The sequence below is a fragment of the Paenibacillus sp. FSL H8-0260 genome (assembly GCF_045040625.1).
Classification (GTDB): Bacteria; Bacillota; Bacilli; order Paenibacillales; family Paenibacillaceae; genus Paenibacillus_AQ; species Paenibacillus_AQ odorifer.
The window spans coordinates 5,493,702-5,516,612 of the sequence record NZ_CP150298.1 but is presented as its reverse complement, the minus strand read 5'-3'; the positions used below and the strand labels follow the sequence as shown (position 1 = coordinate 5,516,612).

Sequence of the window (22,911 nt, the reverse complement as noted above, 5' to 3'; positions counted from 1 at the left end):
CTTAAGCGGTGTATGTACATTCTAAAAAATGAAATAAATAGGGTATTTGCTGAACTAGCCATTGAGTGCTATAGTGCTGTCAGTAGAGGATCAATTTTTCCGTGTAGGTGGTGACTCATGGACTCCCAGCTTGATATCAAAACGTTAGTGTATTTATTTATTTTTGGAAATCTATTTATATTGCTGCTGATAACCAATTACCGGAGGAGCGCTCCTAAAGACAGGGCATCCACCTTATTCATACGCTCAAAGGCTGTGCAGCTGCTCTTCTGGTGTTCATTATTATTATGGGGTCATATCCCCCGCGCTTTATCCATTCCACTTAGCAACGCTTTGATTCTTTTAGGCTGCTGTCTGGAGATTATTGCTTTATTGCTGATGATGGGAATCCTTGGTCAGCGGATAAAGTTGTATTACATAACGCTTTCCATACTTAGTTCGATTACTTTTAGTATTGTAGCGATCTTCTTTCATCATTCCAGCTGGCGCATAGCCTGTACCTCATTATGGTCGATACTGTTTATTGTCTATCCAGCTTACCACCTCACGGCGAACCCCAAAGGCACCCCTCTTCAGAAGATACTCGGAATATTGTTTTACGCTTTTGCAGGGATTATGCTGCTCCGCGCGATTGTTGCATTGATCTGGGAGCCAGAGATGAACGTGTTCACAACTAATCTTTCGCAGTATTTATATTACCTGGGGATGTATTTATTGTTGATTGTGGGAGCCGCAGGCTTTATTCTACTTTCTAACGAGCATTCCTTTGTAAAACTGAAACGAATCGCTAGCTACGATGATCTGACTGGAATCCTTAACCGTGGAGCATTTCTTGAGGAAGCTGAGGTACGGCTTGAGAAGGCAGTTGCTGAGCAAGAGTACTTTTCGTTTATGCTGCTGGATTTGGATCATTTCAAAGAAATCAATGATACATACGGCCATGATACCGGCGATGTGGTTCTGGAAGAATTCGCATTGACGATTAAGGACAACCTCGAAAACAGCGATTTATTCGGCAGGCTTGGCGGCGAGGAATTTGCAGTTATCCTTTGCGGGCTGGATGAAGCTAGCTGTGACCGGAAAGCTGAAGTGTTACGAAAGGCAGTAATGAAGACACCTCCACAAAAACTCTTACAAGGCTATACAGTTAGTATAGGTGTAATTACAATCATGCCGGATCAGGAGATCTGGATAAATAAGTTGTACAAGCTGAGTGATAAAGCGTTATACCAAGCCAAACAAGAAGGAAGAAACCGAGTGGTCAGATACAATTATATTTATTGAGCTTGGAGAATACAGGGGGTGAAATTCACTAACATGCATCTGGATCTCAAGACACTGCTGGTCTGCCTCTTTATGTGGCAATCCTTTACGGTATTGCTTATTGTCGTCTATCGTTTGCGTTACGCGCAGGAACGGACTTCTACCTTCTTTGTCACGGCAAAATATTTGCAGCTGGCAGCTTTAATTCTCCTTTTGCTGAATGATTTCACAGACTCACGACTTCCCATTCCTATCAGTATGCTGCTTGCTCTAGCTGGAGGTACGCTGGAAAGCTTAGCGCTTCTGATGCTTCTCAGAGTTTTTGGGAGTAGGATTGAACGATATTATACGATCCTGTTCGGAGTATCCATTGTCATCATAGTGCTACTGCATTTAATTATGCCAGATGAGCGGTTCGTTATGGCTGCAACTTGTCTATTTGGGATTATGATCATAGCTTTGCCTGCTTACATATTAGCTGTGAAGATTAGAGAAACCTCTCTCCAGCGAACCATAGGATTGTTGTACTTTGTTGTAATTTTAGCGCTGGTTAGCAAGGGACTTGAACCGTTTTATTTGATGTTAGGATGGAATGCTCAGACCTCTCACTGGCTGCAGATATTTTTTTATCTGGGGATTTATTTGCTTATGTTCTTAGGAACTGCAGGCATCATGCTGCTTTATAGGGAGGATTCCTTTACAGAATTGGAACGGGTGGCCACTTATGATGTGTTGACAGGTATTTTGAATCGCAGATCCTTTGTACAGCGCGCCCGGCCTTTAATAGCTGCCTCAGCAATGAAGAAGCTGCCGTATTCTTTTTTACTGCTGGATGTGGATCACTTTAAACGCATAAACGATACCTACGGCCACAATACCGGCGACCACGTTCTAAAGGATCTGGCTCATAAAATAAAACAGCAGCTTGGCAATGGTGATCTGTTCGGAAGATTCGGTGGTGAGGAGTTCACTGTGCTGCTGCATAGAGCCGATGAACAAAACAGTGATATGATTGCAGAGCGGATGCGCACAGCCGTTACAGGGGCGGTCATTCATGGTGTACCCTTGCATTACACGATAAGTGTTGGCATCATCACGGTGGATTCAGGTGAACGATACTCATTGAACACTCTTTACAAACTTAGTGACACTGCATTGTATCAGGCTAAGAAAAAGGGCCGGAACTGTGTAGTTAGAAGCTACGACATCTAAAGTGTCTTCCATTCGACAATAAGCGAGGGAGACGCTTTTTTTGTATGCAAAGAGGCGTAGTACATATTACCTAACGTTTCAAACTCTATAAATTGAGCAATTCATGATTATGTATGCCGTGAAAAAGGGGTTTTGAGTCTATTTTTCAGAAAAGGCGGCGTTTTATAAGGGGAAATCGTGATGGATTTCTGGAAACTCAGAAAAAAACTTAAAAAATTTTAGACTTCTCCTATAAATCGACAAAACTTTTAAGTGAAATGAGTTACTATTGAACTGCATCTAAAGTTTCAGTTAGTAGATGGGGGTTTTTATTACAAAATACAAGGAGCCAGAGTCATGCGAGAAAGAATGCTGTTCCTATCAGCCCAGAATCAAACCGCAGAGGATCTAGAAGGAGAAATGAGAACAGGGAGTATTCTCGAGATTTTGCTTGGGAAATTTGATATAGATTTGCTGACGTACGGTAGTGCCAATCAAACCGTGTCTATAAAGGAGCGGACGGCACTTACGGTTCATAACATTAATGAAGATTATACGACCTGGAGGCCAATGCTGCGCCCCTTACATAAATTGCGGAATTTCTCAAATTTAAGTCATATAGATAAAGATATGAAAAACACTATTTTGGAGCTTTGCCGTTCAAATAATTATAAGCATGTATTTATATCGCATGTCCTACTGGGAAAATGTATTGATATGGTGCGGAACCTGCTTCCAGAAGCCAGTGTGATCACAGATACCTATAGTTTTGCAAACGGAAGCGGAGGATCTGCCGGAGAGACTGGGAAGTTAAGCAGGAATAATCCGTATAATAAACTCAATGCTGCATGGGATCGTAGGAATAAACGGCGATTAATGAATAAAACGGGTCTACTTTTAGCAACCTCGGAATGGGATGCACTAGCGTTCAAATCTCTATCATTTGCTGATGCCCGTAAGGTTCATGTTGTCCCTCACTTCATCAAGATGAATGAGTATGAGACTTTTGCAGAGCCTGTGACTAAAGAAAATTTAATTGTGCTGCACTGGAATATGAATATGAGACTGGGAATAGATGCAGCCCGAGTATTCTTTAAAAAAACCTATCCCATGATTAAGGAGCAAGTGCCCGATATCAAAAGTTATATTATCAGCTCAGAGGTTCACCCGGAGGTCATGACTTTGATTAAGGAAGATGAATCGGTCATAGTCACTGGACCAGTTAATTCCTCCGCTGAATACATACGACGTTCTAAAGCTGTTTTGGTGCCTATCCTTGAAGGCTGCGAAGTTTCTAGAAATATACTGGAATCCTGGGCGCTCAAAACGCCGGTGGTTACTAGCTCTATCATGTGTGAGAAGCTGAATTGTGAGCATAACCGAAATATTTTGTTGGCTAATACCTCGGTTGAGATTGTTGGAAGTGTATTGAATTTACTGAAAAATCCTGAGCTTGGCGCCATTATTGCGGATCGTGCGCATGAGACTTTGTTGAAAAATTACGAAATGAATCATGTTAAGAGTAAGATTCTTAGTCTTGTATAGAGGGTTGTCAGACATGAGGCTTGCTGCTCTGGACAACAAATAACCCGCGAGGACCATTAAAAGTCCTACGCGGGTTATTTGTTGACAGGATTTTAGAGCAAGTTGCGGCGCAGTTCTTCTGGTGATTTTGGAGACAACATCCCAAGTGGAATATCGAAAACAGTACGCGCTCCGTTTTGACCTTCTTGACTCATACGCTGAGCAGCTCTGGCATAAGCCACAAGCACACTAGCTGTAAATTCAGGATTGCTTTCCAGCTTCAGGCCGAATTCAACAATTTGTTTCGTGCCTTCTCCTGTTACCCCACTGCGAATAACAAACCCGCCGTGCGGAATACCGCTATGCTGAGCTGCCAGTTCTTCTTCAGTGATGAAAGTAACCGTAGTATCATAATCTGCAAAATAGTTCGGCATATTCACAATTTCTTCGCAAATGCGCTCTTGATCTGCACCTGCCTCAGCTACTACAAAACACTCTCTAAGATGTTTTTCACGAGTAGTAAGTTCTGGTGTTTCACCCGCACGGATGGCCTCGATAACCTCTTGTACTGGAACAGTATACTGTACGCCGCCTTTAACGCCTTCTACTCTGCGAATGGCATCAGAGTGACCTTGGCTGACGCCTTTACCCCAGAAAGTATATTCTTTACCTTGTGGAAGAATAGCTTCAGCTAGCAGACGGTTCATGGAGAACAGGCCTGGATCCCAGCCCGTAGAAATTACGCTGAGTGTTCCGCCTTGTTTAGCTGCGGCATCAACGGTCGCAAAGAACTCAGGGATTTTGGCATGAGTGTCAAAGCTGTCCACGGTATTAAACATCCGGGCAATAGCTGGTGTCTGTTCTGGCAGATCGGTAGCCGATCCTCCGCACAGAATCATAACATCTACTTTTCCCTTATATTGTTCGACGGCAGAGATATGCTCGAATTTCACACCGGTTTCACCGGCTTCCAGTTGTCCAGGCTCTCTGCGCGTAAAGATCGCAACCAGCTCGATATCTTCACTTTGGTTAATAGCCTTACGTACACCTTTTCCTAAATTACCGTAGCCCACAATTGCTGCTTGAATTTTTTGTTTCAGAAAAAGCCCTCCTAAACTGTAATGAACTAAAATCCTATTTCTAGCTTAACTAGTATAGTGCACACTTTTAGCTCTTTTTATATAGTATATAAAAGTTACATGTAATGTAAACTGAATCCGTATAACTTTCATTATTCATTTGGCTATAAAAATAGCATATCTCTCTATTGTCTATCATATATTTCCATATAGATTAGATGAGGTGAGGTGTTACTGTTGAATAACGGAAGAATGACATTCCGATTTGACGTGAATAAGGACGAGCCTAAGCCAAAACCGCAGGTAGTGGAGCGCTGGTCCAGTGGCGGACTGGGTACAGCTGAAGAATATGCAGAGGAGCTGCGCAAGGAGGTCGGTCCAGCACAGCAGCATACTTGGGTGCAAGAACCTGATCTACGCTCTACGCGTGAGGCACCACCGGAGGATGCTTACGACTATTACTCAGGAACTGTAGATCCACGCCAGCAAGAATGGGACGAACAGGATAGAGATTTCAGAAATACGCAGCAATCGTATCTGCTCTCAGATTTGGTACTGGATGACAGAGATAAATCAGCAGAGGTTTATACGGGAGGTTATGGGGGCTCATATCATACTCGTCGCCCATCGTATTGGTGGAAATTATCCCTGTCTGTGGTGGGGGCCATCGGCACAGGTCTACTGCTTGGGTATGCGGCGCTTTCCTTTTTTTATGGAGGAAACATGGACAGTAGTTCAGGAACCGGGATAACAGATACATTGGCTACTTCAGGGCAGACTTCCGGAGCTAATGATCCAGCAGGTGTAGGAACCTCGGGATTGCCGGTTACGGGCACAGATGATGCCGGCAAAAACAGTATTCCTGTTCAAGTGGCTGCGCAAAGCTACTACCTGCTGCAGTATGGCGTATTCAGTACGCCGGCAGGCGCGGAACAAGCTAGACAAGAGCTGTTGGACGCTGGCTTGGCTGCGGGCTTGGACCCTGCTGACGGAAATCGTGTATATGCCGGAATGTCCTCTGACCGTGAACAAGCTAAGCTGCTCAGCAGTGGACTGAAGAATCAAGGGATTGAGCTTTATGTAAGAGAGGTGGATCTTCCCGGAGTGGAACGATTAGGATTTGCCGGAAATGCGGAGGCTGTGAATAGTTATTTTGCGGTGAGTGGACAGTTGCTCAGTGAACTAAGCAGTCAATCCGCTTCTTTACTCAGTGGCGGACAAACGGATGCGGCAGCTAATACCTCAGCTGTGAGTGATCTTCATCTCCAATGGAGTGAAGCTGTTAAAGCTCTGGAGCAAGGCATAACGCCTGAAGCCAAAAGCATTTGCGCAGCGCTAGAAAAATCTATGAGCCAAGGAATTTCAGCACTGAGTGAATATAACAAGAACAAGGCGCAAGCCCTGCTTTGGGAAGTGCAGGAATCCATGCTGAGCTTCTTGACCAGCCAAAAACAGCTGCTGTCTGCTATGAATTGAATGCTTGGATTTGCGGATTCAAAATAACAGCAAGTCTCCGGGGAGTTGGGGGCTTGTTGTTTTTTTCGGAGAGGGGTATCGTTCCGCAACTTTTAGGGCAAAAGGTGGTAAACATTACCGTAGGGGATTTTACGTTTGTATTGATCACCGTTTCACCGTATAATAATTAGGGTGTCAAAAAATGGCGAGGGAAGACTGAGATGAAGAAGAAAAATGTAGGAACACTGCTGTTATTTCTAATTCTAGGCTGGCTGGCTGGAGCCTGGATCGCCAAGCTGCTGCAGCCCGTAAAGGCTCTGTCTTTTCTAACAACATCGACTGTGCTCAAATGGTCTCCGCGAGCCGATTTAGACATCATAACCTATGACATCACTATTCATTTGAAATTGTGCATGCTTAGTCTCGCCGGTATTATTACAGCTGTATGGCTGTACCGCAGACTGTAACTCTCGTTACTGAGCAAGAAGGGACGTTTACAACGTGGACAACTCACCACTCATTATTCTAGCCTCAGGTTCACCGCGTCGACGTGAGCTGTTATCCTTACTGGGTTTGCCCTTTGAGGTCATTACCAGCGAAGCTGATGAGAGCACACCGCCGGATTGGACGCCGGAGAGAATCGTGCGCAGTCTAGCTTTGCGAAAAGCAGAAGCCGTAGTAGCTACAGCCGGAGAGCGTCACGCAGTCATTATAGGAAGCGACACAATTGTTGTACTAGATAATACTGTGCTAGGCAAACCGGTGGACAAGCTGGACAGCAAAGCGATGCTTACCAGACTTCAGGGCCGAACTCATAAGGTATACACGGGTGTAGCCTGCCTCGGATTCCCGAATGGGAAGACTATAGTGGAGCACCGTGTTACTTCCGTAACGATGAGGGCAATGACTGAAGAGGAAATTGCTGCTTATATAGCTACGGGAGAGCCTGCTGATAAGGCTGGCTCTTATGCGATACAAGGGCTTGGGTCCATTTTGGTGGAACGAATTGAAGGCTGTTATTTCAATGTAGTCGGATTGCCTTTGTCGCTTCTTGGCGAAATGCTATCCGAGTTCGGTATAACTGTATTGAGCCGGTAGGAAGCCTGGGGAAAGAGGGATAGGGATGGAGTCGCAACCAATTATGCTGCGGGACCTCCCCCATGAAGAACGACCTAGAGAGCGCATGATGCATTATGGGGCGGAATCATTAAGTCAAGCGGAGTTGTTAGCCATTCTGCTGCGTACGGGAACACGCCGCGAGTCGGCTATTCATATTGCACAGCAGATGCTGGGGAAGATCGGTGGCCTGCGTGGGCTAGTTGACCTTAGCATCGAAGAACTGACCAAAATCAACGGTATCGGTCCTGCCAAGGCCGTACAACTAAAAGCAGGCATCGAACTGGGAAGGCGCCTTGCGAATTCCAGGTTCAATATGCCGGTCATTATCCGCTGTCCTGGGGACGCTGCTGAGATTCTGACTGAGCAATTGCGTTATTTGCAAAAGGAGCATTTTGTCTGTCTGTTTCTGAACACGAAGAATCATGTGATTGGACAAGAAACATTGTCCATGGGCAGCCTGAATGCTTCGATCGTTCATCCTCGTGAGGTATTCAGAGCAGCTATAAAATGCAGTAGCGCCTCTATTATATGCGCGCACAATCATCCTAGTGGTGATCCAACACCTAGTCCAGAAGATATTTCCCTAACTGCTAGATTGCTTCAGGCAGGTGAGATTATCGGAATAGATGTGCTGGACCATCTAATTATCGGAGATAGCAGTTTCGTAAGCTTGAAAGAAAAAGGACATATGTAATATAAATGTAGATTTACTTAGGAAAAGGAGAAATTAGCATGTTGGGTGGTTTCACAAAAGATTTAGGAATTGACTTGGGGACAGCGAATACGCTTGTCTACGTACGCGGTAAGGGTGTTGTTGTAAGAGAGCCTTCCGTTGTAGCCATTAACACTGATACTAAGACGATTGAAGCTGTGGGTGAATCCGCCAAAAAAATGATCGGTCGTACACCTGGAAATATCCGTGCGATCCGTCCGATGAAAGATGGCGTTATCGCTGATTTTGATACAACGGCTACGATGATTAAATATTTTATTCGTCAAGCACAGAAACAGCGTTCTATGTTCCAGCGTCACCCTAATGTAATGGTCTGCGTGCCATCTGGCATTACTGCTGTAGAGCAACGTGCGGTAGAAGATGCTACCAAACAAGCTGGCGCTCGTGAAGCTTACATTATCGAAGAGCCTTTTGCTGCTGCTATCGGCGCGGATCTGCCAGTATGGGAGCCTACAGGTAGTATGGTTGTAGATATCGGTGGAGGTACAACTGAAGTTGCTGTAATCTCGCTCGGCGGTATTGTTACTAGCCGTTCAGTGCGTGTTGCAGGTGATGAAGCGGATGAGTCCATCATTCAATACATCAAACGTCAATACAATCTGATGATCGGTGAACGTACTTCGGAACAGCTCAAAATGGATGTTGGCTCTGCCCTTCCTCTTGAAAAGGCTGAAACCATGGAAATTCGCGGCCGTGATCTCGTAACAGGTCTGCCAAAAACACTTACAATTACTTCTGATGAAATCTGTGAAGCTTTGTCTGACACAGTGAATGCTATTATTGAAGCTGTTAAAGTAACGTTGGAAAAATGTCCGCCAGAGCTTGCAGCAGATATTATGGATCGTGGAATTGTTTTGACAGGTGGGGGAGCTTTGCTTCGCAACTTGGATAAGCTGCTTGCACGTGAGACGGGAATGCCGGTTATTGTTGCTGAGAATCCACTGGACTGTGTAGCTATTGGAACCGGTAAGGCACTTGAGAACATTCATTTGTTCAAGAGCCGCAGCGGATCCAGTCTTCGTTCGAAGAGATAAGATGATGTTCTACCACTTGTGTAAGTCAACCCCTGTTATGGGAGAAATACTGTTGTTAGAGGGTGTTGAAACTGTTTAAACTCTTAAGCAATAAACGTCTGTTTATTCTGTTGATTACACTGGTGCTGTTCATTGTGGTAATGGGCTTCAGCTTGGCAACAAGGAAAGGCTTGTCCTGGCCGGAGAACTTTCTCAGAGATTCGACTGGTTTCGTGCAAAAAATGTTCTACAAGCCCGCTGGATATGTAGCGGGCTTGTTTGAAGATATTGGAAATCTGAGTGATCTTGCTAAAGAAAATGAACAGCTTAAAATTATGGCTGCCCAGTATGCACGTGATAAAGCCCAGTATAATTTTATTAAAGCACAGAATGAAGACTTGGAAAAAAAATGGCAATTCACTAAAGAACAGAAGAATTTGTATAAGTATGAATATCGTATTGCGCAAGTAATTAGCCAGACTACAGAACCAAGCAACAGCACCATTGTAATTGATTTAGGCTCCAAAGATGGTGTCAGACCTAATATGTCTGTTATTTCAACCGATGGTCTGGTAGGTGTTATCAGTCAAGTTAGCAATTTCACTTCTACTGTGAAACTGATGACCATGATGGACACTAATGATCCTAATTCCCAGCCGCCTATTGCGGCAACTGCCTTTAATAAAGAGGGTAAGTCCTTTGGGATGATTGAGAGTTATAATCCAGAGACGAACAGACTGCTGATGACCAAGATTCCACCGGGTGATCCTATTGCAGTGGAGGATACTATTCTGTCTTCCGGTATTGGAGGCTTGTATCCAAGGGGGTTGACAATAGGCACAGTTGAAAGCGTCGATGTTGGTGAATTTGGATTAACCTCCACAGCAGTGATAAAGCCTTCAGCAGAATTTCAGGACTGGAAGCATTTGATTGTTGTGTTTACGGAGGAGCGTGCTGAATAGTGAATATGCGCAGATCAGTTCTTATTCTGATACTGTTCCTCTTATTTATTGTGGAGGGAACCATCTTACCTTGGCTGATTCCAGATGTGTGGCAGATGCGAATCATTCCGAATTTGGTTTTTGTAGTGTTATTGTTCGTGACTATATATCATCATCGGCATACAGCACTTATATTGGGATTATGTTTTGGAATGCTGCATGATGTCGTTTTTTACGGCAGAATTCTTGGAGCACACTCTTTTGCGATGGGATTGTCGGCTTATTTAATCGGCCTTTTATTTCAGATTCCACGTGCTCCGCTGCCCCTTATGATGACTGTGGTTCTGCTTGGAAGTCTACTTGGGGATAGTATACTATTTGGTATCTATAGTGTATTTAATCTTAATCAAGAACCTTATAGCTGGGCGATTTTGAATCACATGCTGCCGACGATGCTTTTTCATTTTGCCATCGGGCTACTCTTCTACATACCGGTTCGGCGCCAGCTTGAGCTAATCAAGAAAGAAACGAATAAGGAAGAAGCGGCTTAAAGAGCTTCTATTTTCTTTCTATACAAAGCAGGAATTTAAGGGGCCCGGCACGAATGAATGAGGATAGGGGGCCAGGCATATGACAGTAAAATCCAAGCATGTAAGGATTAAGGGCATCAAGGATGGCCTGATATTCCTGCTAGACGACAAATGTCCCTTTGAAGATCTTCTGAGCGAGCTTCGCTATAAGCTGGAGCACAGCCATCAAAATATTTTAACTGGACCGATTGTACATGTGGACATAAAGCTGGGCAATCGTACCGTAACTGAGGAAGACAAGGAAGCTGTGCTGGAGATTCTTAAGGGACAGGGAAATCTGTTGATTCGATCTATAGAGGCGCTTCCAGCGCCCGGCAGTGAGGATAATGACGCATTGTTTCTGATGAGCGGAATTCTACGTTCCGGTCAGGTGCTGCACCATAACGGAAATCTTCTATATCTGGGGGATGTGAACCCTGGGGGGACCATAACCTGTTCAGGCGATATTTATATACTAGGTTCGCTAAGAGGGATGGCGCATGCTGGAGTAGACGGGAATGAGGAAGCAATTATAGCTGCTTCTTTAATGTCTCCAACGCAGCTGCGAATTGCCGATATTATTAGTCGTCCGCCCGATGAATGGGAAACCCGAGAAAGCAGTATGGAATTTGCATATTTAACAAACGGAGCTATGCAGATCGATAAGATTCATAATTTGGTCAAATTACGTCAGGATTTAAATGTGTTTAAAGGGGTGTAGCCTCCATGGGAGAAGCGATAGTCGTAACCTCGGGCAAAGGCGGAGTTGGCAAAACAACCACAACAGCCAACATTGGAACCGCACTTGCACTGCAGGGCAAAAAAGTATGTCTCGTCGATACCGACATTGGACTGCGTAATCTGGATGTAGTTATGGGGCTTGAGAATCGTATTATTTATGATCTTGTGGATGTAGCGGAAGGACGTTGCCGCCTTAATCAAGCGCTCGTTAAAGACAAGCGCTTTGATGAATTGTATATGCTGCCTGCAGCTCAAACAAAGGATAAAACGGCTGTCTCTCCTGAACAAGTAAGAGATATCATTCTTGAACTAAAGAAGGAATATGAGTATGTTCTGATCGATTGTCCGGCAGGAATCGAGCACGGCTTCCGCAATGCGATTGCCGGTGCGGATAAAGCGATTGTGGTTACCACACCAGAGCATGCCGCTGTACGGGATGCCGATCGTATAATCGGACTATTAGAACAGTCGAGTGTGGAATCGCCGAAATTGGTGGTAAACCGTATTCGCCCAGGTCTTGTGAAGTCTGGGGATATGCTTGATATTGAGGATATATTACAGGTGCTGAACATTGATCTTATCGGAATTGTTCCGGATGATGAATTAGTCATTAAAGCCGCAAATAACGGAGAACCTACAGTTATGAATCCCGATTCTTCAGCTGCTATTGCCTATCGCAATATTGCACGCCGAATTCTAGGTGATGCTGTACCCCTGATGCAGCTTGACCGGAAACCGGGAGCATTTAAGAAACTTAAGAAATTTTTCGGCATGTCCTAGTCTTAAGTCTAGCGATTTTACTATAAAAACATAATTGATCCCATCCATAGAGAAATCTACGGATGGGATTTTTTGTATTATAATAAGCAATGATACAATGCAAAGAATTGTGGCTCATGGTACATAAACAAATTCGGATGACCTTCCCTATGGAAAAATGAAAGAAGAAAAGTTACTGTGAACAGATGATAGAGAGTTACTGGGCAGACCCGATATGCTGTCCATGCTGTAAGCACCGAATGTTGCTTGTGGTCATTTGGCACACAGAATATGGACGGATTTATTATTATGACGAGAAGTGAGAATATAAAAATCAAAAGAAATGAGTAATACTAAGGAATGAAAAAAGAGGAAGGTCAAAAGAGGCAATAGGATAAGGAAAGGGAACAGTCCCTATGGAGTCCATAGGAGGAAGATATGAAGCCTGAAGAATGGGTGGATTATGTCTGTGTGGAATGAGGGATGGTAGATCCTGTACCCGAATTTATAGTGACAAAGTGCTCATATGAGCTGGAAGCCGGAGAATTTCTAGAGTTTTTCTGTCCAGCTTGTAACGGAACCTTTGTGAATAAGCTTACTAGCCAGCAGACAATGACCGCTGGCTAGTAAGCTTATTCACCCGTAGGGTGGTTTTGTTCTGTGATTGCGTCAATATCATCACCTATCTTTATCCAGCCTTAATCCTCTTCGAGTTGAAATTTAATTTACCTCAACTGTCGGCCCACCTTAAGCACCATGCCTCACACCTTAACATCCTACACTGGATCAAACAGTACAAGCGTTACCTGCTTCCGCTCCTACAGCGAGTACTGTCAGTAGAAAAATAAAGGGTTAGACTCGATGCTATGTTCCACGCGAGTATCCCAATTGTCATACTTTATAAAATATGTTTTTTACTTCCCCTAGCAAATTAAACAGCGACAGCAAAGGACGAGAAAATAAAGTCCAAGACTGTCGCTGTTTAATTGGATTTCGGTAAATGCCCCAAAATAAAATTATTACATTTAGTGATTATTGGTAGTTTCTAATATATCCTTTTGCTGTATGAGTCTCCGCAAATACGTAAACTTTATATTGCCAACCTAAATTCATGTAGAAAGTAAGTGAGTCTGAGCCTTGGCCTGCATCTAATAAAATAAAACTGGTTCCTGGATCATGAATATTCATCGAGGTCCATACTCCATTACCTGTATTGTAGTAAACATATAATGAAGCTTTTCCAGCTGATTCAAGTGTAATTTTTCCGTACTGGCCAGCTCCATTAATGGGATTTGAGAATTGATAGGTAACAGGAGCTACAACAACACTCGTAGATTCTCCCGCTACAAAAGGTGCAATAGAGTCAATCGAAGAAGGGCTTGTGTTAGCACTAGATTCATTCGCAGGAAACGTAGCTTCCCCCGCTACAAAAGGTGCAATAGAGTCAAACGAAGGTGGGCTTGCGTTAGTACTAGATTCATTCGCAGCAAACGTTGGAACTGCACTTACTAAAGAAATAGCAGCCGTTAAAAGAAATAAACTAGAGATTTTTTTCATAAGATGTTTTTCCTCCAAATATATATTTTTTGTACTTAATTACCATATCAAATACCGATATAGAAGTGAATGGTTAATAAGTAAAATGATCCCTTTTTCCTACAGGATATTTATCCAAAAGAAATAATGTCGATTTTTGTCTTGTTTTTCAATCATGATAGTTCAGTTCGCCACATTATGGGATGGCAGATATTCCGGAATTCCATTTATTCCAGAGCAGGCCAAGCTGAACCTGCCGCTCCAGTGGAAGATTAAACATGCGGAAATACTGCACAGATTCCCAAAAGGTCAGTTGAGTAAAGATAGGCATGTTGGGATGAATTTCATCAAAAATGTATTTCTGGAGCACATAGACGGCAAGGACCACAAATAATTGACTATATACCGCATTTTCTGTCGTTCCAAATAGATAAGGCACATTCAGATGCTGTTTAATCCACCGGAAAAAGACTTCAATTTGCCAGCGTGTCTTATAATTCTTAGCGATAACGTGAGGGGAAGCTTTTCTCACATCGGTCACAACCCGCACGATTTCACTCCGGTTATTTTCAAATTCAACGACCCGATGCCGATGTCGCTTTGCGATCGATTCCGCCACGTTCAGAGGTATAGCTGGTCATGAGACAAGGTGCCATGCAACTTAATGCCCTCTGAATTTTTTGTATGGGGCCCAAGGCACTCGGGAGTTTGCCGCTGTGACCGTAGTCGAGTCAATCAGTAGAAGATCTCTGGGGAGATTCAGATGACGACAGGTTTGACGGTTACATATTTTTCCTTAACAATGTGAGCTTAAGGAACAGTCTTATATTTCTCGCTTAAAAGCTTAGCTCATTCTAGTACTTTCCGGTATTTATATGGCCTACCTTGGAGGGGCTTGTTCTAAAGAGACTTCCGTGCTTCATAAAATGGAAGTAAAACAAGCCCGTCCGGAGGGATAAATATGGATCAGAAATCAGATATCAAGAATCGCCGCAAGGAGCGTATTCGTAGTTTATTGGAGGAACTCCCGGAAGTCTCAGCAGTCTCAGGAGTTTCGGAAGTCCCGGAACTAGAAATAGCGGAGGCTCCCCCTTTATTTATTATGCCGGATAAGAGTACGAGCTTTAAGGAATGGGGAACAGGATTTAAGAATGCCGATCAATCCTCTGTAGAGCCCGATCCAGAGGTGATGTGGAAAAAGAGTCGTGGAGGCTGGGAGGATAACGGCGGTGGAGGCTCAAATTTTACTGCCGGTTTTATTCGGCGCTTTGTTGCTAGTGTTCTTGTGTTTGGAGCAGTGTGGGGGATTTTTGCGGTACATCAGCCATGGTCCTATAAGATGCAAGCTTTTATTAGTGATGCGTTAAGCAATGACATGGATTTCACGGCTGTGAGAGTCTGGTATGAGGAGAACTTTAACGGAGCTCCAGCGTTCATTCCGATATTTGGGGATAAAGATGAGCCTGCTCAAAAAGTGGCCGCTCATCATCAACTCACTGCTCCGATAGCTGGGAGCATTGTCCAGCCTTTTGCATCTACGCTAAAAGGGGTGGAAATTATGCCTCAAATCGATTCAACCTTAAATGTGACGGTGAAAAGTATAGACATGGGACGTATTCTCTCCATCTCTAAAGAGCTGGAAGGGGGCATTCGAATTGCTGTTCAGCATTCAGGCGGTGTCACTGCAGAATACGGACATTTGAGCGGCACCAAGCTGGAGGTTGATGACTGGGTGCAGAGCGGGGATTCACTCGGTTGGATGATGGAGAAGGACGTATCCTCAGCTTCAACACTATTTTTCGCAGTGATGAAAGACAAGACTTATATTGATCCTACAGAAGTGGTATCGTTTGATTAGGATCTTTGGTATCGAACTGTCACTACATCCACTGTTCGTGATCATTATGTTATTCTCCGTGGTCACGGGACAATTTCTAGAGCTGCTCACCTTATTTACGATTGTCTTCATTCATGAAATGGGACATGTCGTTGCGGCTCTTTTGGCTGGTGTTACAGTTAAGTCGGTTCAGCTTCTTCCGTTTGGCGGAGTGGCTGTTATTGAAGATCATGGGCGGCTTACAGCCAGTCGTGAGATCGGAATAGCCCTTGCCGGTCCACTGCAAAATGGAATTATGATCGTTATTGCTTTTGGACTTCAACAAGCCGGTTATGGCAATCAGGAATTTCTGACCTATTTTATTCATGCCAATGCCATTATTGGGCTTTTTAATCTAGTGCCAGTGCTGCCGCTTGACGGAGGTAAAGTGCTTCAGGCCACTATTAGTTTAGTACTTCCTTATTACTACACTTTGTTATGGACTGGACGGGTGAGTGTAGCCGCAAGTGTCCTTGTGATTATATATGCGCTGCTGCCTCTTGGAGCGGGTGGAGGCCTTAGGCTGAATATGGTCATGATCGGAGCTTTTCTGCTGTATTCGAATTTCACCGACCATCGTAATTTACCGTACCGGTTTGTTGCTTTTTTGATGAATCGGGAGGCTGTTTATGAGTATCATTTGCGAACAGGAAGCGTAGCTCGTCCAATAGTTGCATTATCTGCGAAACCTTTAGATGATATATTGCGTCTATTTAAACGTAATCAATATCATTTTATCTATGTGTTAAACGGTAAAGGAAATGTTGTTGCTGTTGTGCCGGAACAGCGCTTAATATCAACCTACTTCGGAATATAGTGTATTTATGCAGAGAATGTGAAGGAATGAACGAACGAAACCAGAGGTGAAGCCATGAAACAGATGATCGTTCACTGCACGCAGCACATTACCCGAATGGCTCTTCTGGAAAACGGAAGGCTGGTGGAGTACGCGGCTGAACGCGATCAGCAGCAAGGGTTGGTCGGCAGTTATTACAAGGGCCGTGTGATTAACGTACTTCCAGGTATGCAGGCTGCTTTTGTTGATATCGGACAGAAGAAGAATGCTTTTTTATATGTTGATGATGTATTGCATCCTAATTTGGATAAACAGCCTGATGTGAAGCCCTCTATCGAGACGCTTTTGCAGCCGGGACAGGATATTGTTGTTCAAGTGCGGAAAGAGCCGAGCGGCGGAAAAGGCGCGCGTGTAACGACTCATTATACGTTGCCCGGGCGCTGGATGGTGTACATGCCCTTTGCAGAATACGTCGGTGTCTCCAAAAAAATAAGCCGGGATGCAGAGCGCAGTCGTCTCAAAGGAATCGGAGAACGTCTGCGAATGAAAGAAGAAGGGCTTATTATGCGGACGGTTTCTCAGGACGAGCCACATGAAGCTGTGGAGGGTGATCTTTCTTTTTTGCGTGCCCAATGGGAGAATATTACACGTAAGGCACAAACGGTAGAGGCTCCCGCTTTACTACATCGTGATCTTAGTATTGTCCAACGCTTTATAAGAGATGCCTTTAATCCGCAACGGGATCAGTTGATTATTGATTCATCTGCCGCAGCTAGAGAAGCAACAGCCTTTCTGGACGACATGGCTCCTGAAGGGTACAAGCCAGTCTGTCTTTATAATGGAGCGGAGTCTATTTTCGCTGCTTATGGTATTCAGGATCAATTGCTCAAGAGCTTCAGCCGCAAAATCACGCTGGAGGGCGGAGCAACAATGATCTGGGATGAGACAGAGGCGTTAACCGTAATTGATGTCAACACCGCTCAATACATTGGCGGAGCATCGCTTGAAGAAACGGTTACTAATACGAATTTGCTCGCAGCTGAGGAGATCGGTCGTTTGATCCGGTTACGCGATACTGGTGGAATCATTATTGTCGATTTTATTGATATGGAACAAGAGCTTCACCGCAAGATGGTCACAGAGCGATTAGAGAAAGTGATCTGCAAGGATCGCACCAAAACACATATTTTGGGGTGGACAAGACTCGGGCTGCTCGAGATGACCAGAAAGAAGGCAAGGCATGATTCAGCCAGCTTTGCGCCTGTGATTTGCCAGTGCTGCGGGGGAACCGGAAAAGTTGGAGAATGGCTGGAATGAGTTGACGATAAGTCATAAGTATGATACTATCTTCAAGTATGTGTTTGATGCAGTTGATCCTGCACATGCTGTAACCGCTCCGATCGGGTACATAAGCGCAGTTCCTACGGGAATTCTGCCACCTAGACTAGGCGAGTCTGAGACATGAGGAGGTGCAAGTAAAATGTATGCAATTATCGAAACTGGTGGTAAACAATACAAAGTCCAAGAGGGCGACGTTTTGTTCATTGAAAAGTTGGAAGCTGAAGACGGCGCAAGTGTAACTTTTGACCGTGTATTGGCTGTTTCTAACGATGGTGGTCTGACTGCAGGAACTCCGCTAGTAAGCGGCGCGTCTGTAACAGCTAAAGTCGAGAAACATGGTAAAGGCGCTAAGGTTGTAGTTTACAAATACAAACCTAAGAAGAACTACCACAAGAAACAAGGTCATCGTCAACCGTACACGAAAGTAACTATCGAGAAGATTCAAGCGTAAGAAGGTGCGTTAATGATTAGCGTGCGGATTACACGATTATCGGATCTAGGAACTATCGTTGGCTTTGAGGTTAAGGGGCATGCGGGTTATGCGAAGCGTGGCGAAGATATCGTATGTGCCGGGGTATCCGCTGTAACAGTTGGAACCGTCAATTCGATTGAGACCTTGACCGGAATCTCCATGGACACGTCCATGAAGAACGGATTCTTAAGTGGAACATTAAGTTCTGTTGAAGATTTCGATACTTCCGCGAAGGTACAATTGCTGCTTGAATCCATGGTCGTGATGCTGAATGATATCGCAGAATCATACGGGAAGTATATTCAAATACAGCAAGTAAATATTTAAAGAAGGAGGTTGACAACATGTTGAAATTGAATCTTCAATTGTTCGCATCGAAAAAAGGTGTAGGTTCCACAAAAAACGGACGGGATTCCCATTCCAAACGTCTTGGCGTGAAACGTGCTGACGGTCAAGCAGTAACCGGCGGTAACATCTTGGTTCGTCAACGCGGAACAAAAATTCACCCAGGAACTAACGTAGGCATCGGTAAAGATGATACTTTGTTCGCAATGGTGGATGGCGTAGTGAAGTTCGAACGTTGGGGCCGCGATCGCAAAAAAGTGAGCGTGTACCCAGTTGATGTCGCTCCGGTAGCAGCGGCACTGGAAGCGTAAGCTTACGGACCATATGAGCAAGTAGAAGCCTCCGGCATGAGTGCCGGAGGCTTTTTTGTAGAATATTCATAATTATTTGTGTTGCAAAGTTGGAATGGTTAGATAGATGTGAAAATCTCGTTATTATCTCTGGTGAACTACAGTGAACGCGTGTGTTATACTAGGAAATGGTAAATGATACTAACAAAACAAATTATCTAAACGAAGTCATGAATTTTGCGAACTGAGGGACGGGGAGAAAGAATGAAATCCTGGAAAAGTGCAATCTGGGCAGTCATGTTATCCGTAATGCTTCCTTTAGGTCTTTTGTATTGGCATACTTCTCTTCTGACGTGTCTATTACTCGGAGTCTGGGTAGTGGCAATCGTTGCTTTCAGTTTTATCTGGAGCCAGCGTCATTATGAACGGGAGCTGCGTATACAAGAGAACACTCTGCAACAGGCGGCGATTCGGACACTGAATCATCATCGACATGATTGGATGAACGATTTGCAGATTCTATACGGATATATTCAGCTTGGAAAGCCTAATAAATCCGTGGAGTGTGTGGAAAGAATAAAGGAACGCATAGCACTTGATAGTCGTATCGCTAAGTTGGGCATTCCTTCATTGGTTTTCTATATCCAATCCTTCCGAACTAACAGGTCTAGTCTGGAATTGGAAGTTCAGGTGGAGGAAGGGTTGCAGCTAGAGGACAAGCTAAATCCAGAAGCAGGAGATGAGCTGACTTCAGTGATTATGCAGACCATACGGGCTTATCAGTACAACGGGCTGGCTCCTCAGGGGGAGACGCGCAAGCTGCGCCTTGGCTTTTTTCAGGATGGAGGAGACATTCTTATCTCCTTCGAAGGCGAGGGGGAGCATGGCAATCCCGAGCTGCTCAAAGGGCAAATTTATAATATAGTACAAGGAAAAATCATGAAAGCAGAGCAGTTTAAGCCTAGCAGGGCTTATGTAGAGCTGCGATTACCGCTTGAAATGTGAGGAAGGTGAACATTTATGTTCGTAGATAAAGCTAAGATTTATGTTAAAGGCGGTGACGGCGGGGATGGTCTCGTTGCGTTTCGCCGGGAGAAATATGTACCGGAGGGTGGTCCTGCCGGTGGTGACGGAGGCCGTGGAGGCGACGTTATTTTCCGTGTAGATGAGGGACTGCGCACGTTGATGGACTTCCGTTATCAGCGCCACTTCAAAGCTGACAAAGGGATTAAAGGACGGAACAAAAGCCAACATGGAGCGAATGCGGATCATATGATCGTTCGTATTCCGCCAGGAACCATTCTGATTGACGATGATACGCAAGAGATCATTGCCGATATGACGCGTCATGGACAACAGGTTGTAGTTGCACGTGGAGGCCGTGGAGGCCGGGGTAACACCCGTTTTGCCACAGCTAATAATACTGCACCAGAGCTTGCGGAGAACGGTGAAGAAGGCCAAGAGCGTTATGTTGTTATGGAACTTAAGGTAATGGCTGATGTAGGGCTTGTAGGCTTCCCGAGTGTGGGTAAATCTACGTTGCTGTCGGTTGTGTCCGCAGCCCAGCCCAAAATCGGAGCTTACCATTTCACAACAATTACACCGAATTTAGGGGTAGTGGATGTTGGGGATGGCCGAAGCTTTGTGATGGCGGATCTGCCTGGATTAATCGAGGGAGCTAGTGAAGGCATAGGTCTGGGTCACGAATTCCTGCGTCACGTTGAACGCACGCGTATCATCATTCATGTAGTTGATATGTCTGGCTCTGAGGGCCGTGATCCCTTCGAGGATTGGGTTCTAATTAATGATGAGCTGAAGCAGTACAATGCTAGTCTAATCGATCGTCCGCAGATTGTGGCGGCGAATAAGATGGATATGCCTGAATCAGAAGAGAATCTTATTTCTTTCCGCGAACGCGTAGCTGAGGTGCGGCCGGATTTAGAAATCATGCCAATTTCATCCCTTACCCGTCAGGGTGTTCAGGAGCTCCTATATCGTGCAACGGATATTCTCGACAGCATTCCGGTTGCGCCGGTGGTTGAGGAAGTTGCTGAAACTACTGAACGTAAGGTGTATAAGCTGGAAGCAGAAGAGGATAATTCCTTTACTATTACACGGGATAACGAGGCGTTTGTGGTCACAAGCCCACGTATCGAACGTATGCTGAAGCGCATGCAGCTTAGCACACATGATGCGATTCTCAAGCTGGCACGGACTTTGCGTCATATGGGTGTAGATGCAGAGCTTCGTAAACGCGGTGCTGTAGAAGGAACGATTGTCCGTATCGCTGATTTCGAATTCGAATTCGTTGAGAACAGCAGCTACTATTAATATTTAGCTGACTATGAAGCGCCAACTATGGTTTTCCTGTAAAGGGATAGCATAGATGGCGCTTTTTTTGTGAGGAGATCAGTAATTTTTTCAATAAAAGAACCCAAAACACGATATATATCGTATACAATAAATATCGAAATACACTAATTCCCATTTGGGAGCGTACACGTTATTTATATATAAGATAATGAAAGAAGGAATAGCAGATGGCAATTATAGAAGTGGTGAAGTATGACGGTCCTCCAGGTATATTTGCATGGAAATATCCTAACCAGGAGCTGGGGACATGGACACAACTAATCGTTAATGAATCCCAGGAAGCGATTCTATTCAAGGGCGGACAAGCGCTTGATTCTTTTACAGCTGGGCGGCACACGCTAAGTACCGCTAATATACCTATTTTATCCAATATCGTTAATCTTCCTTTTGGTGGAAAATCACCATTTACGGCTGAAGTATGGTATGTGAATAAGACGAATTCGATGAATGTCAAATGGGGAACGAGCTCACCTTTACAGCTTCAGGATCCCAAATACAAAATTATGATTTCTGTTCGTTCTTTTGGGCAGTTTGGTGTAAAAATCGATGATCCGCGAAAATTCTTGCTGAAGCTCGTAGGGACGCTCCCGCAGTTTGATCATGAAACGCTTATCAGTTATTTCCGCGGACTGCTGATGTCGAATATAAATGAACTTATTTCTTCTTACCTTGTGCACAAGCAAATCAGCATACTGGAGATTAATGCTTATGTTGCAGAGATTTCCAAACATATTCAGGGCCGACTAGCCTCGGCTTTCTTGGATAATGGCATTGAGCTGAATAATTTCTATATTGATTCGATCAATATTCCAGAGGATGATCCGGCAACGATTCGTTTGAAGGAAGCTTTGGCTAAAAAAGCGGAAATGGATATCATCGGCTTCACCTATCAGCAGGAGCGTGGTTTTGACACGATGGAAGAAGCGGCAGGGAATCCCGGCAATCTTGGAGTGGGCATGATGAACACCGGGATGGGGCTTGGACTTGGAATGGGATTTGCTGGACCCGCTATGGATATGGTGAACCGTATGACTAGAGGGATGAACTTGGATTCAGGGACTACAGTTATACGTCAAGAGCAGCGTTCCTGCTCTAAGTGTGGAGTTATGAATCCAGTAGAGGGACGGTTCTGCAGCGGTTGTGGGCAGGCGCTTGGAGGCAACCCGCAAGGTTCTCCCTCTGCGAACAAGATCAAATGTTTTGAATGCGGGCATGAACTAAATGCGGGAGCTAAGTTCTGTCCAGGTTGCGGGAATCCTTATCGTGCTTGCCCATCCTGTAAAGCAGATAATCCTGAGGGAGCGGCTTCTTGTGTCTCCTGTGGAAAAGAAATGCCTAAAGCTTGCGGTAAATGTGGGACTATGGTAGCGCCAGGGGTGAAATTCTGTCCTCATTGTGGAGACAGCATGGTGATTAAATGCAGCGGCTGTGGACATGAGCTGAAAGCTGGACAAAAATTCTGTGCAGAGTGCGGAACAAAAGCAGGCTAAGGAGG

Annotated in this window: 25 protein-coding genes and 1 other annotated feature; of the genes, 22 read left to right on the top strand and 3 right to left on the bottom strand. The window is 44.6% G+C overall.

All coding sequences use genetic code 11. The features are described from left to right. Positions 1-117 precede the first annotated feature (117 nt). The 3 genes from MHI51_RS24590 to MHI51_RS24580 all read left to right on the top strand — a co-directional run bounded on the left by MHI51_RS24590 (position 118) and on the right by MHI51_RS24580 (position 3,999). Positions 118-1,284 carry a diguanylate cyclase domain-containing protein gene (locus MHI51_RS24590; protein ID WP_405173318.1) on the top strand — a complete coding sequence of 389 codons (1,167 nt, stop codon included), beginning with the start codon at positions 118-120 and terminating at the stop codon, positions 1,282-1,284. Positions 1,285-1,302: 18 nt separating this feature from the next. Next, positions 1,303-2,475 (top strand): GGDEF domain-containing protein, encoded by a 1,173-nt coding sequence (locus MHI51_RS24585; RefSeq protein WP_143761943.1) that lies wholly within the window; start codon positions 1,303-1,305, stop codon positions 2,473-2,475. Between the two features lie 336 nt (positions 2,476-2,811). Beyond that, complete coding sequence (locus MHI51_RS24580) at positions 2,812-3,999, top strand: glycosyltransferase (protein WP_076218581.1); 1,188 nt, start codon at positions 2,812-2,814, stop codon at positions 3,997-3,999. Positions 4,000-4,091: 92 nt separating this feature from the next. On the opposite strand, the gene MHI51_RS24575 is transcribed toward MHI51_RS24580, so the two are convergent. Beyond that, the gene (locus MHI51_RS24575; RefSeq protein ID WP_076218580.1) at positions 4,092-5,078 is read right to left on the bottom strand and encodes a diaminopimelate dehydrogenase; all 987 of its coding nucleotides are present in this window, start codon (positions 5,076-5,078) and stop codon (positions 4,092-4,094) included. Between the two features lie 216 nt (positions 5,079-5,294). Here MHI51_RS24575 and MHI51_RS24570 point away from each other — a divergent pair, with 216 nt between their 5' ends. From MHI51_RS24570 to minD, 9 genes are all read left to right on the top strand, one after another. Then, complete coding sequence (locus tag MHI51_RS24570) at positions 5,295-6,533, top strand: SPOR domain-containing protein (protein WP_076194477.1); 1,239 nt, start codon at positions 5,295-5,297, stop codon at positions 6,531-6,533. 200 nt (positions 6,534-6,733) lie between these two features. Further along, the gene (locus MHI51_RS24565) at positions 6,734-6,979 is read left to right on the top strand and encodes a DUF4321 domain-containing protein (RefSeq protein ID WP_036685144.1); all 246 of its coding nucleotides are present in this window, start codon (positions 6,734-6,736) and stop codon (positions 6,977-6,979) included. A 34-nt stretch (positions 6,980-7,013) separates the two neighbouring features. Beyond that, the gene (locus MHI51_RS24560; RefSeq protein ID WP_405173317.1) at positions 7,014-7,610 is read left to right on the top strand and encodes a Maf family protein; all 597 of its coding nucleotides are present in this window, start codon (positions 7,014-7,016) and stop codon (positions 7,608-7,610) included. Positions 7,611-7,635: 25 nt separating this feature from the next. Continuing rightward, positions 7,636-8,325 carry a DNA repair protein RadC gene (radC, locus tag MHI51_RS24555; protein WP_036685147.1) on the top strand — a complete coding sequence of 230 codons (690 nt, stop codon included), beginning with the start codon at positions 7,636-7,638 and terminating at the stop codon, positions 8,323-8,325. Between the two features lie 38 nt (positions 8,326-8,363). Beyond that, complete coding sequence (locus MHI51_RS24550; protein WP_036685150.1) at positions 8,364-9,398, top strand: rod shape-determining protein; 1,035 nt, start codon at positions 8,364-8,366, stop codon at positions 9,396-9,398. A gap of 62 nt (positions 9,399-9,460) precedes the next feature. After that, entirely contained in the window at positions 9,461-10,339 is an 879-nt protein-coding gene (mreC, locus tag MHI51_RS24545) for a rod shape-determining protein MreC (protein WP_076218578.1), read from the top strand. After that, positions 10,339-10,869 (top strand): rod shape-determining protein MreD, encoded by a 531-nt coding sequence (mreD, locus tag MHI51_RS24540; RefSeq protein WP_081386380.1) that lies wholly within the window; start codon positions 10,339-10,341, stop codon positions 10,867-10,869. Before mreC ends, mreD begins: the two co-directional genes overlap by 1 nt. Before the next feature lie 79 nt (positions 10,870-10,948). Beyond that, positions 10,949-11,608 (top strand): septum site-determining protein MinC, encoded by a 660-nt coding sequence (gene minC / locus MHI51_RS24535; RefSeq protein ID WP_036685154.1) that lies wholly within the window; start codon positions 10,949-10,951, stop codon positions 11,606-11,608. A 5-nt stretch (positions 11,609-11,613) separates the two neighbouring features. Next, positions 11,614-12,408: a septum site-determining protein MinD gene (gene minD / locus MHI51_RS24530; RefSeq protein WP_076218577.1), complete on the top strand. Its 795-nt coding sequence runs from the start codon at positions 11,614-11,616 to the stop codon at positions 12,406-12,408. A gap of 1,011 nt (positions 12,409-13,419) precedes the next feature. On the opposite strand, the gene MHI51_RS24525 is transcribed toward minD, so the two are convergent. Then, a complete protein-coding gene (locus MHI51_RS24525) occupies positions 13,420-13,944 on the bottom strand; it encodes a hypothetical protein (RefSeq protein ID WP_076218576.1) in 525 nt (174 codons plus the stop codon). Between the two features lie 175 nt (positions 13,945-14,119). Continuing rightward, positions 14,120-14,473: a transposase gene (locus tag MHI51_RS24520; protein ID WP_370511606.1), complete on the bottom strand. Its 354-nt coding sequence runs from the start codon at positions 14,471-14,473 to the stop codon at positions 14,120-14,122. Positions 14,474-14,884: 411 nt separating this feature from the next. Between MHI51_RS24520 and MHI51_RS24515 the strand changes: the two genes are divergently transcribed. From MHI51_RS24515 to MHI51_RS24470, 10 genes are all read left to right on the top strand, one after another. After that, on the top strand, positions 14,885-15,781 hold the full coding sequence (locus tag MHI51_RS24515; protein WP_076218574.1) for a M23 family metallopeptidase: 897 nt from the start codon (positions 14,885-14,887) through the stop codon (positions 15,779-15,781). Then, a complete protein-coding gene (locus MHI51_RS24510) occupies positions 15,774-16,616 on the top strand; it encodes a M50 family metallopeptidase (protein ID WP_036685160.1) in 843 nt (280 codons plus the stop codon). Before MHI51_RS24515 ends, MHI51_RS24510 begins: the two co-directional genes overlap by 8 nt. Positions 16,617-16,670: 54 nt before the next feature. Then, complete coding sequence (locus MHI51_RS24505; protein ID WP_076129388.1) at positions 16,671-17,912, top strand: Rne/Rng family ribonuclease; 1,242 nt, start codon at positions 16,671-16,673, stop codon at positions 17,910-17,912. Beyond that, positions 17,893-18,060, top strand: a complete 168-nt coding sequence (locus MHI51_RS24500; RefSeq protein WP_155288184.1) for a hypothetical protein — start codon at positions 17,893-17,895, stop codon at positions 18,058-18,060. Before MHI51_RS24505 ends, MHI51_RS24500 begins: the two co-directional genes overlap by 20 nt. Next, positions 17,975-18,061: a sequence feature (ribosomal protein L21 leader region), on the top strand. Its footprint overlaps the gene before it by 86 nt. Positions 18,062-18,075: 14 nt before the next feature. Beyond that, the gene (rplU, locus tag MHI51_RS24495) at positions 18,076-18,387 is read left to right on the top strand and encodes a 50S ribosomal protein L21 (RefSeq protein WP_036685166.1); all 312 of its coding nucleotides are present in this window, start codon (positions 18,076-18,078) and stop codon (positions 18,385-18,387) included. 12 nt (positions 18,388-18,399) lie between these two features. Further along, positions 18,400-18,735, top strand: a complete 336-nt coding sequence (locus MHI51_RS24490) for a ribosomal-processing cysteine protease Prp (protein ID WP_036685168.1) — start codon at positions 18,400-18,402, stop codon at positions 18,733-18,735. Between the two features lie 17 nt (positions 18,736-18,752). Further along, complete coding sequence (gene rpmA, locus MHI51_RS24485; protein ID WP_036685171.1) at positions 18,753-19,064, top strand: 50S ribosomal protein L27; 312 nt, start codon at positions 18,753-18,755, stop codon at positions 19,062-19,064. 243 nt (positions 19,065-19,307) lie between these two features. Continuing rightward, positions 19,308-20,048: a Spo0B domain-containing protein gene (locus tag MHI51_RS24480; protein WP_076105522.1), complete on the top strand. Its 741-nt coding sequence runs from the start codon at positions 19,308-19,310 to the stop codon at positions 20,046-20,048. 15 nt (positions 20,049-20,063) lie between these two features. Continuing rightward, positions 20,064-21,374 carry a GTPase ObgE gene (gene obgE / locus MHI51_RS24475; RefSeq protein WP_036685174.1) on the top strand — a complete coding sequence of 437 codons (1,311 nt, stop codon included), beginning with the start codon at positions 20,064-20,066 and terminating at the stop codon, positions 21,372-21,374. Positions 21,375-21,583: 209 nt separating this feature from the next. After that, the gene (locus tag MHI51_RS24470) at positions 21,584-22,906 is read left to right on the top strand and encodes an SPFH domain-containing protein (protein WP_036685175.1); all 1,323 of its coding nucleotides are present in this window, start codon (positions 21,584-21,586) and stop codon (positions 22,904-22,906) included. The last annotated feature ends 5 nt before the right edge of the window (positions 22,907-22,911 follow it).

Excerpts from the sequence above, each read along its gene's own strand:
- MHI51_RS24590 (WP_405173318.1), top strand. The coding sequence starts at position 118 with ATGGACTCCCAGCTTGATATCAAAACGTTAGTGTATTTATTTATTTTT.
- MHI51_RS24580 (WP_076218581.1), top strand. The coding sequence starts at position 2,812 with ATGCGAGAAAGAATGCTGTTCCTATCAGCCCAGAATCAAACCGCAGAG.
- MHI51_RS24565 (WP_036685144.1), top strand. The coding sequence starts at position 6,734 with ATGAAGAAGAAAAATGTAGGAACACTGCTGTTATTTCTAATTCTAGGC.
- radC (WP_036685147.1), top strand. The coding sequence starts at position 7,636 with ATGGAGTCGCAACCAATTATGCTGCGGGACCTCCCCCATGAAGAACGA.
- MHI51_RS24550 (WP_036685150.1), top strand. The coding sequence starts at position 8,364 with ATGTTGGGTGGTTTCACAAAAGATTTAGGAATTGACTTGGGGACAGCG.
- minC (WP_036685154.1), top strand. The coding sequence starts at position 10,949 with ATGACAGTAAAATCCAAGCATGTAAGGATTAAGGGCATCAAGGATGGC.
- minD (WP_076218577.1), top strand. The coding sequence starts at position 11,614 with ATGGGAGAAGCGATAGTCGTAACCTCGGGCAAAGGCGGAGTTGGCAAA.
- MHI51_RS24525 (WP_076218576.1), bottom strand. The coding sequence starts at position 13,944 with ATGAAAAAAATCTCTAGTTTATTTCTTTTAACGGCTGCTATTTCTTTA.
- MHI51_RS24515 (WP_076218574.1), top strand. The coding sequence starts at position 14,885 with ATGGATCAGAAATCAGATATCAAGAATCGCCGCAAGGAGCGTATTCGT.
- MHI51_RS24505 (WP_076129388.1), top strand. The coding sequence starts at position 16,671 with ATGAAACAGATGATCGTTCACTGCACGCAGCACATTACCCGAATGGCT.
- rplU (WP_036685166.1), top strand. The coding sequence starts at position 18,076 with ATGTATGCAATTATCGAAACTGGTGGTAAACAATACAAAGTCCAAGAG.
- MHI51_RS24490 (WP_036685168.1), top strand. The coding sequence starts at position 18,400 with ATGATTAGCGTGCGGATTACACGATTATCGGATCTAGGAACTATCGTT.
- rpmA (WP_036685171.1), top strand. The coding sequence starts at position 18,753 with ATGTTGAAATTGAATCTTCAATTGTTCGCATCGAAAAAAGGTGTAGGT.
- MHI51_RS24480 (WP_076105522.1), top strand. The coding sequence starts at position 19,308 with ATGAAATCCTGGAAAAGTGCAATCTGGGCAGTCATGTTATCCGTAATG.
- obgE (WP_036685174.1), top strand. The coding sequence starts at position 20,064 with ATGTTCGTAGATAAAGCTAAGATTTATGTTAAAGGCGGTGACGGCGGG.
- MHI51_RS24470 (WP_036685175.1), top strand. The coding sequence starts at position 21,584 with ATGGCAATTATAGAAGTGGTGAAGTATGACGGTCCTCCAGGTATATTT.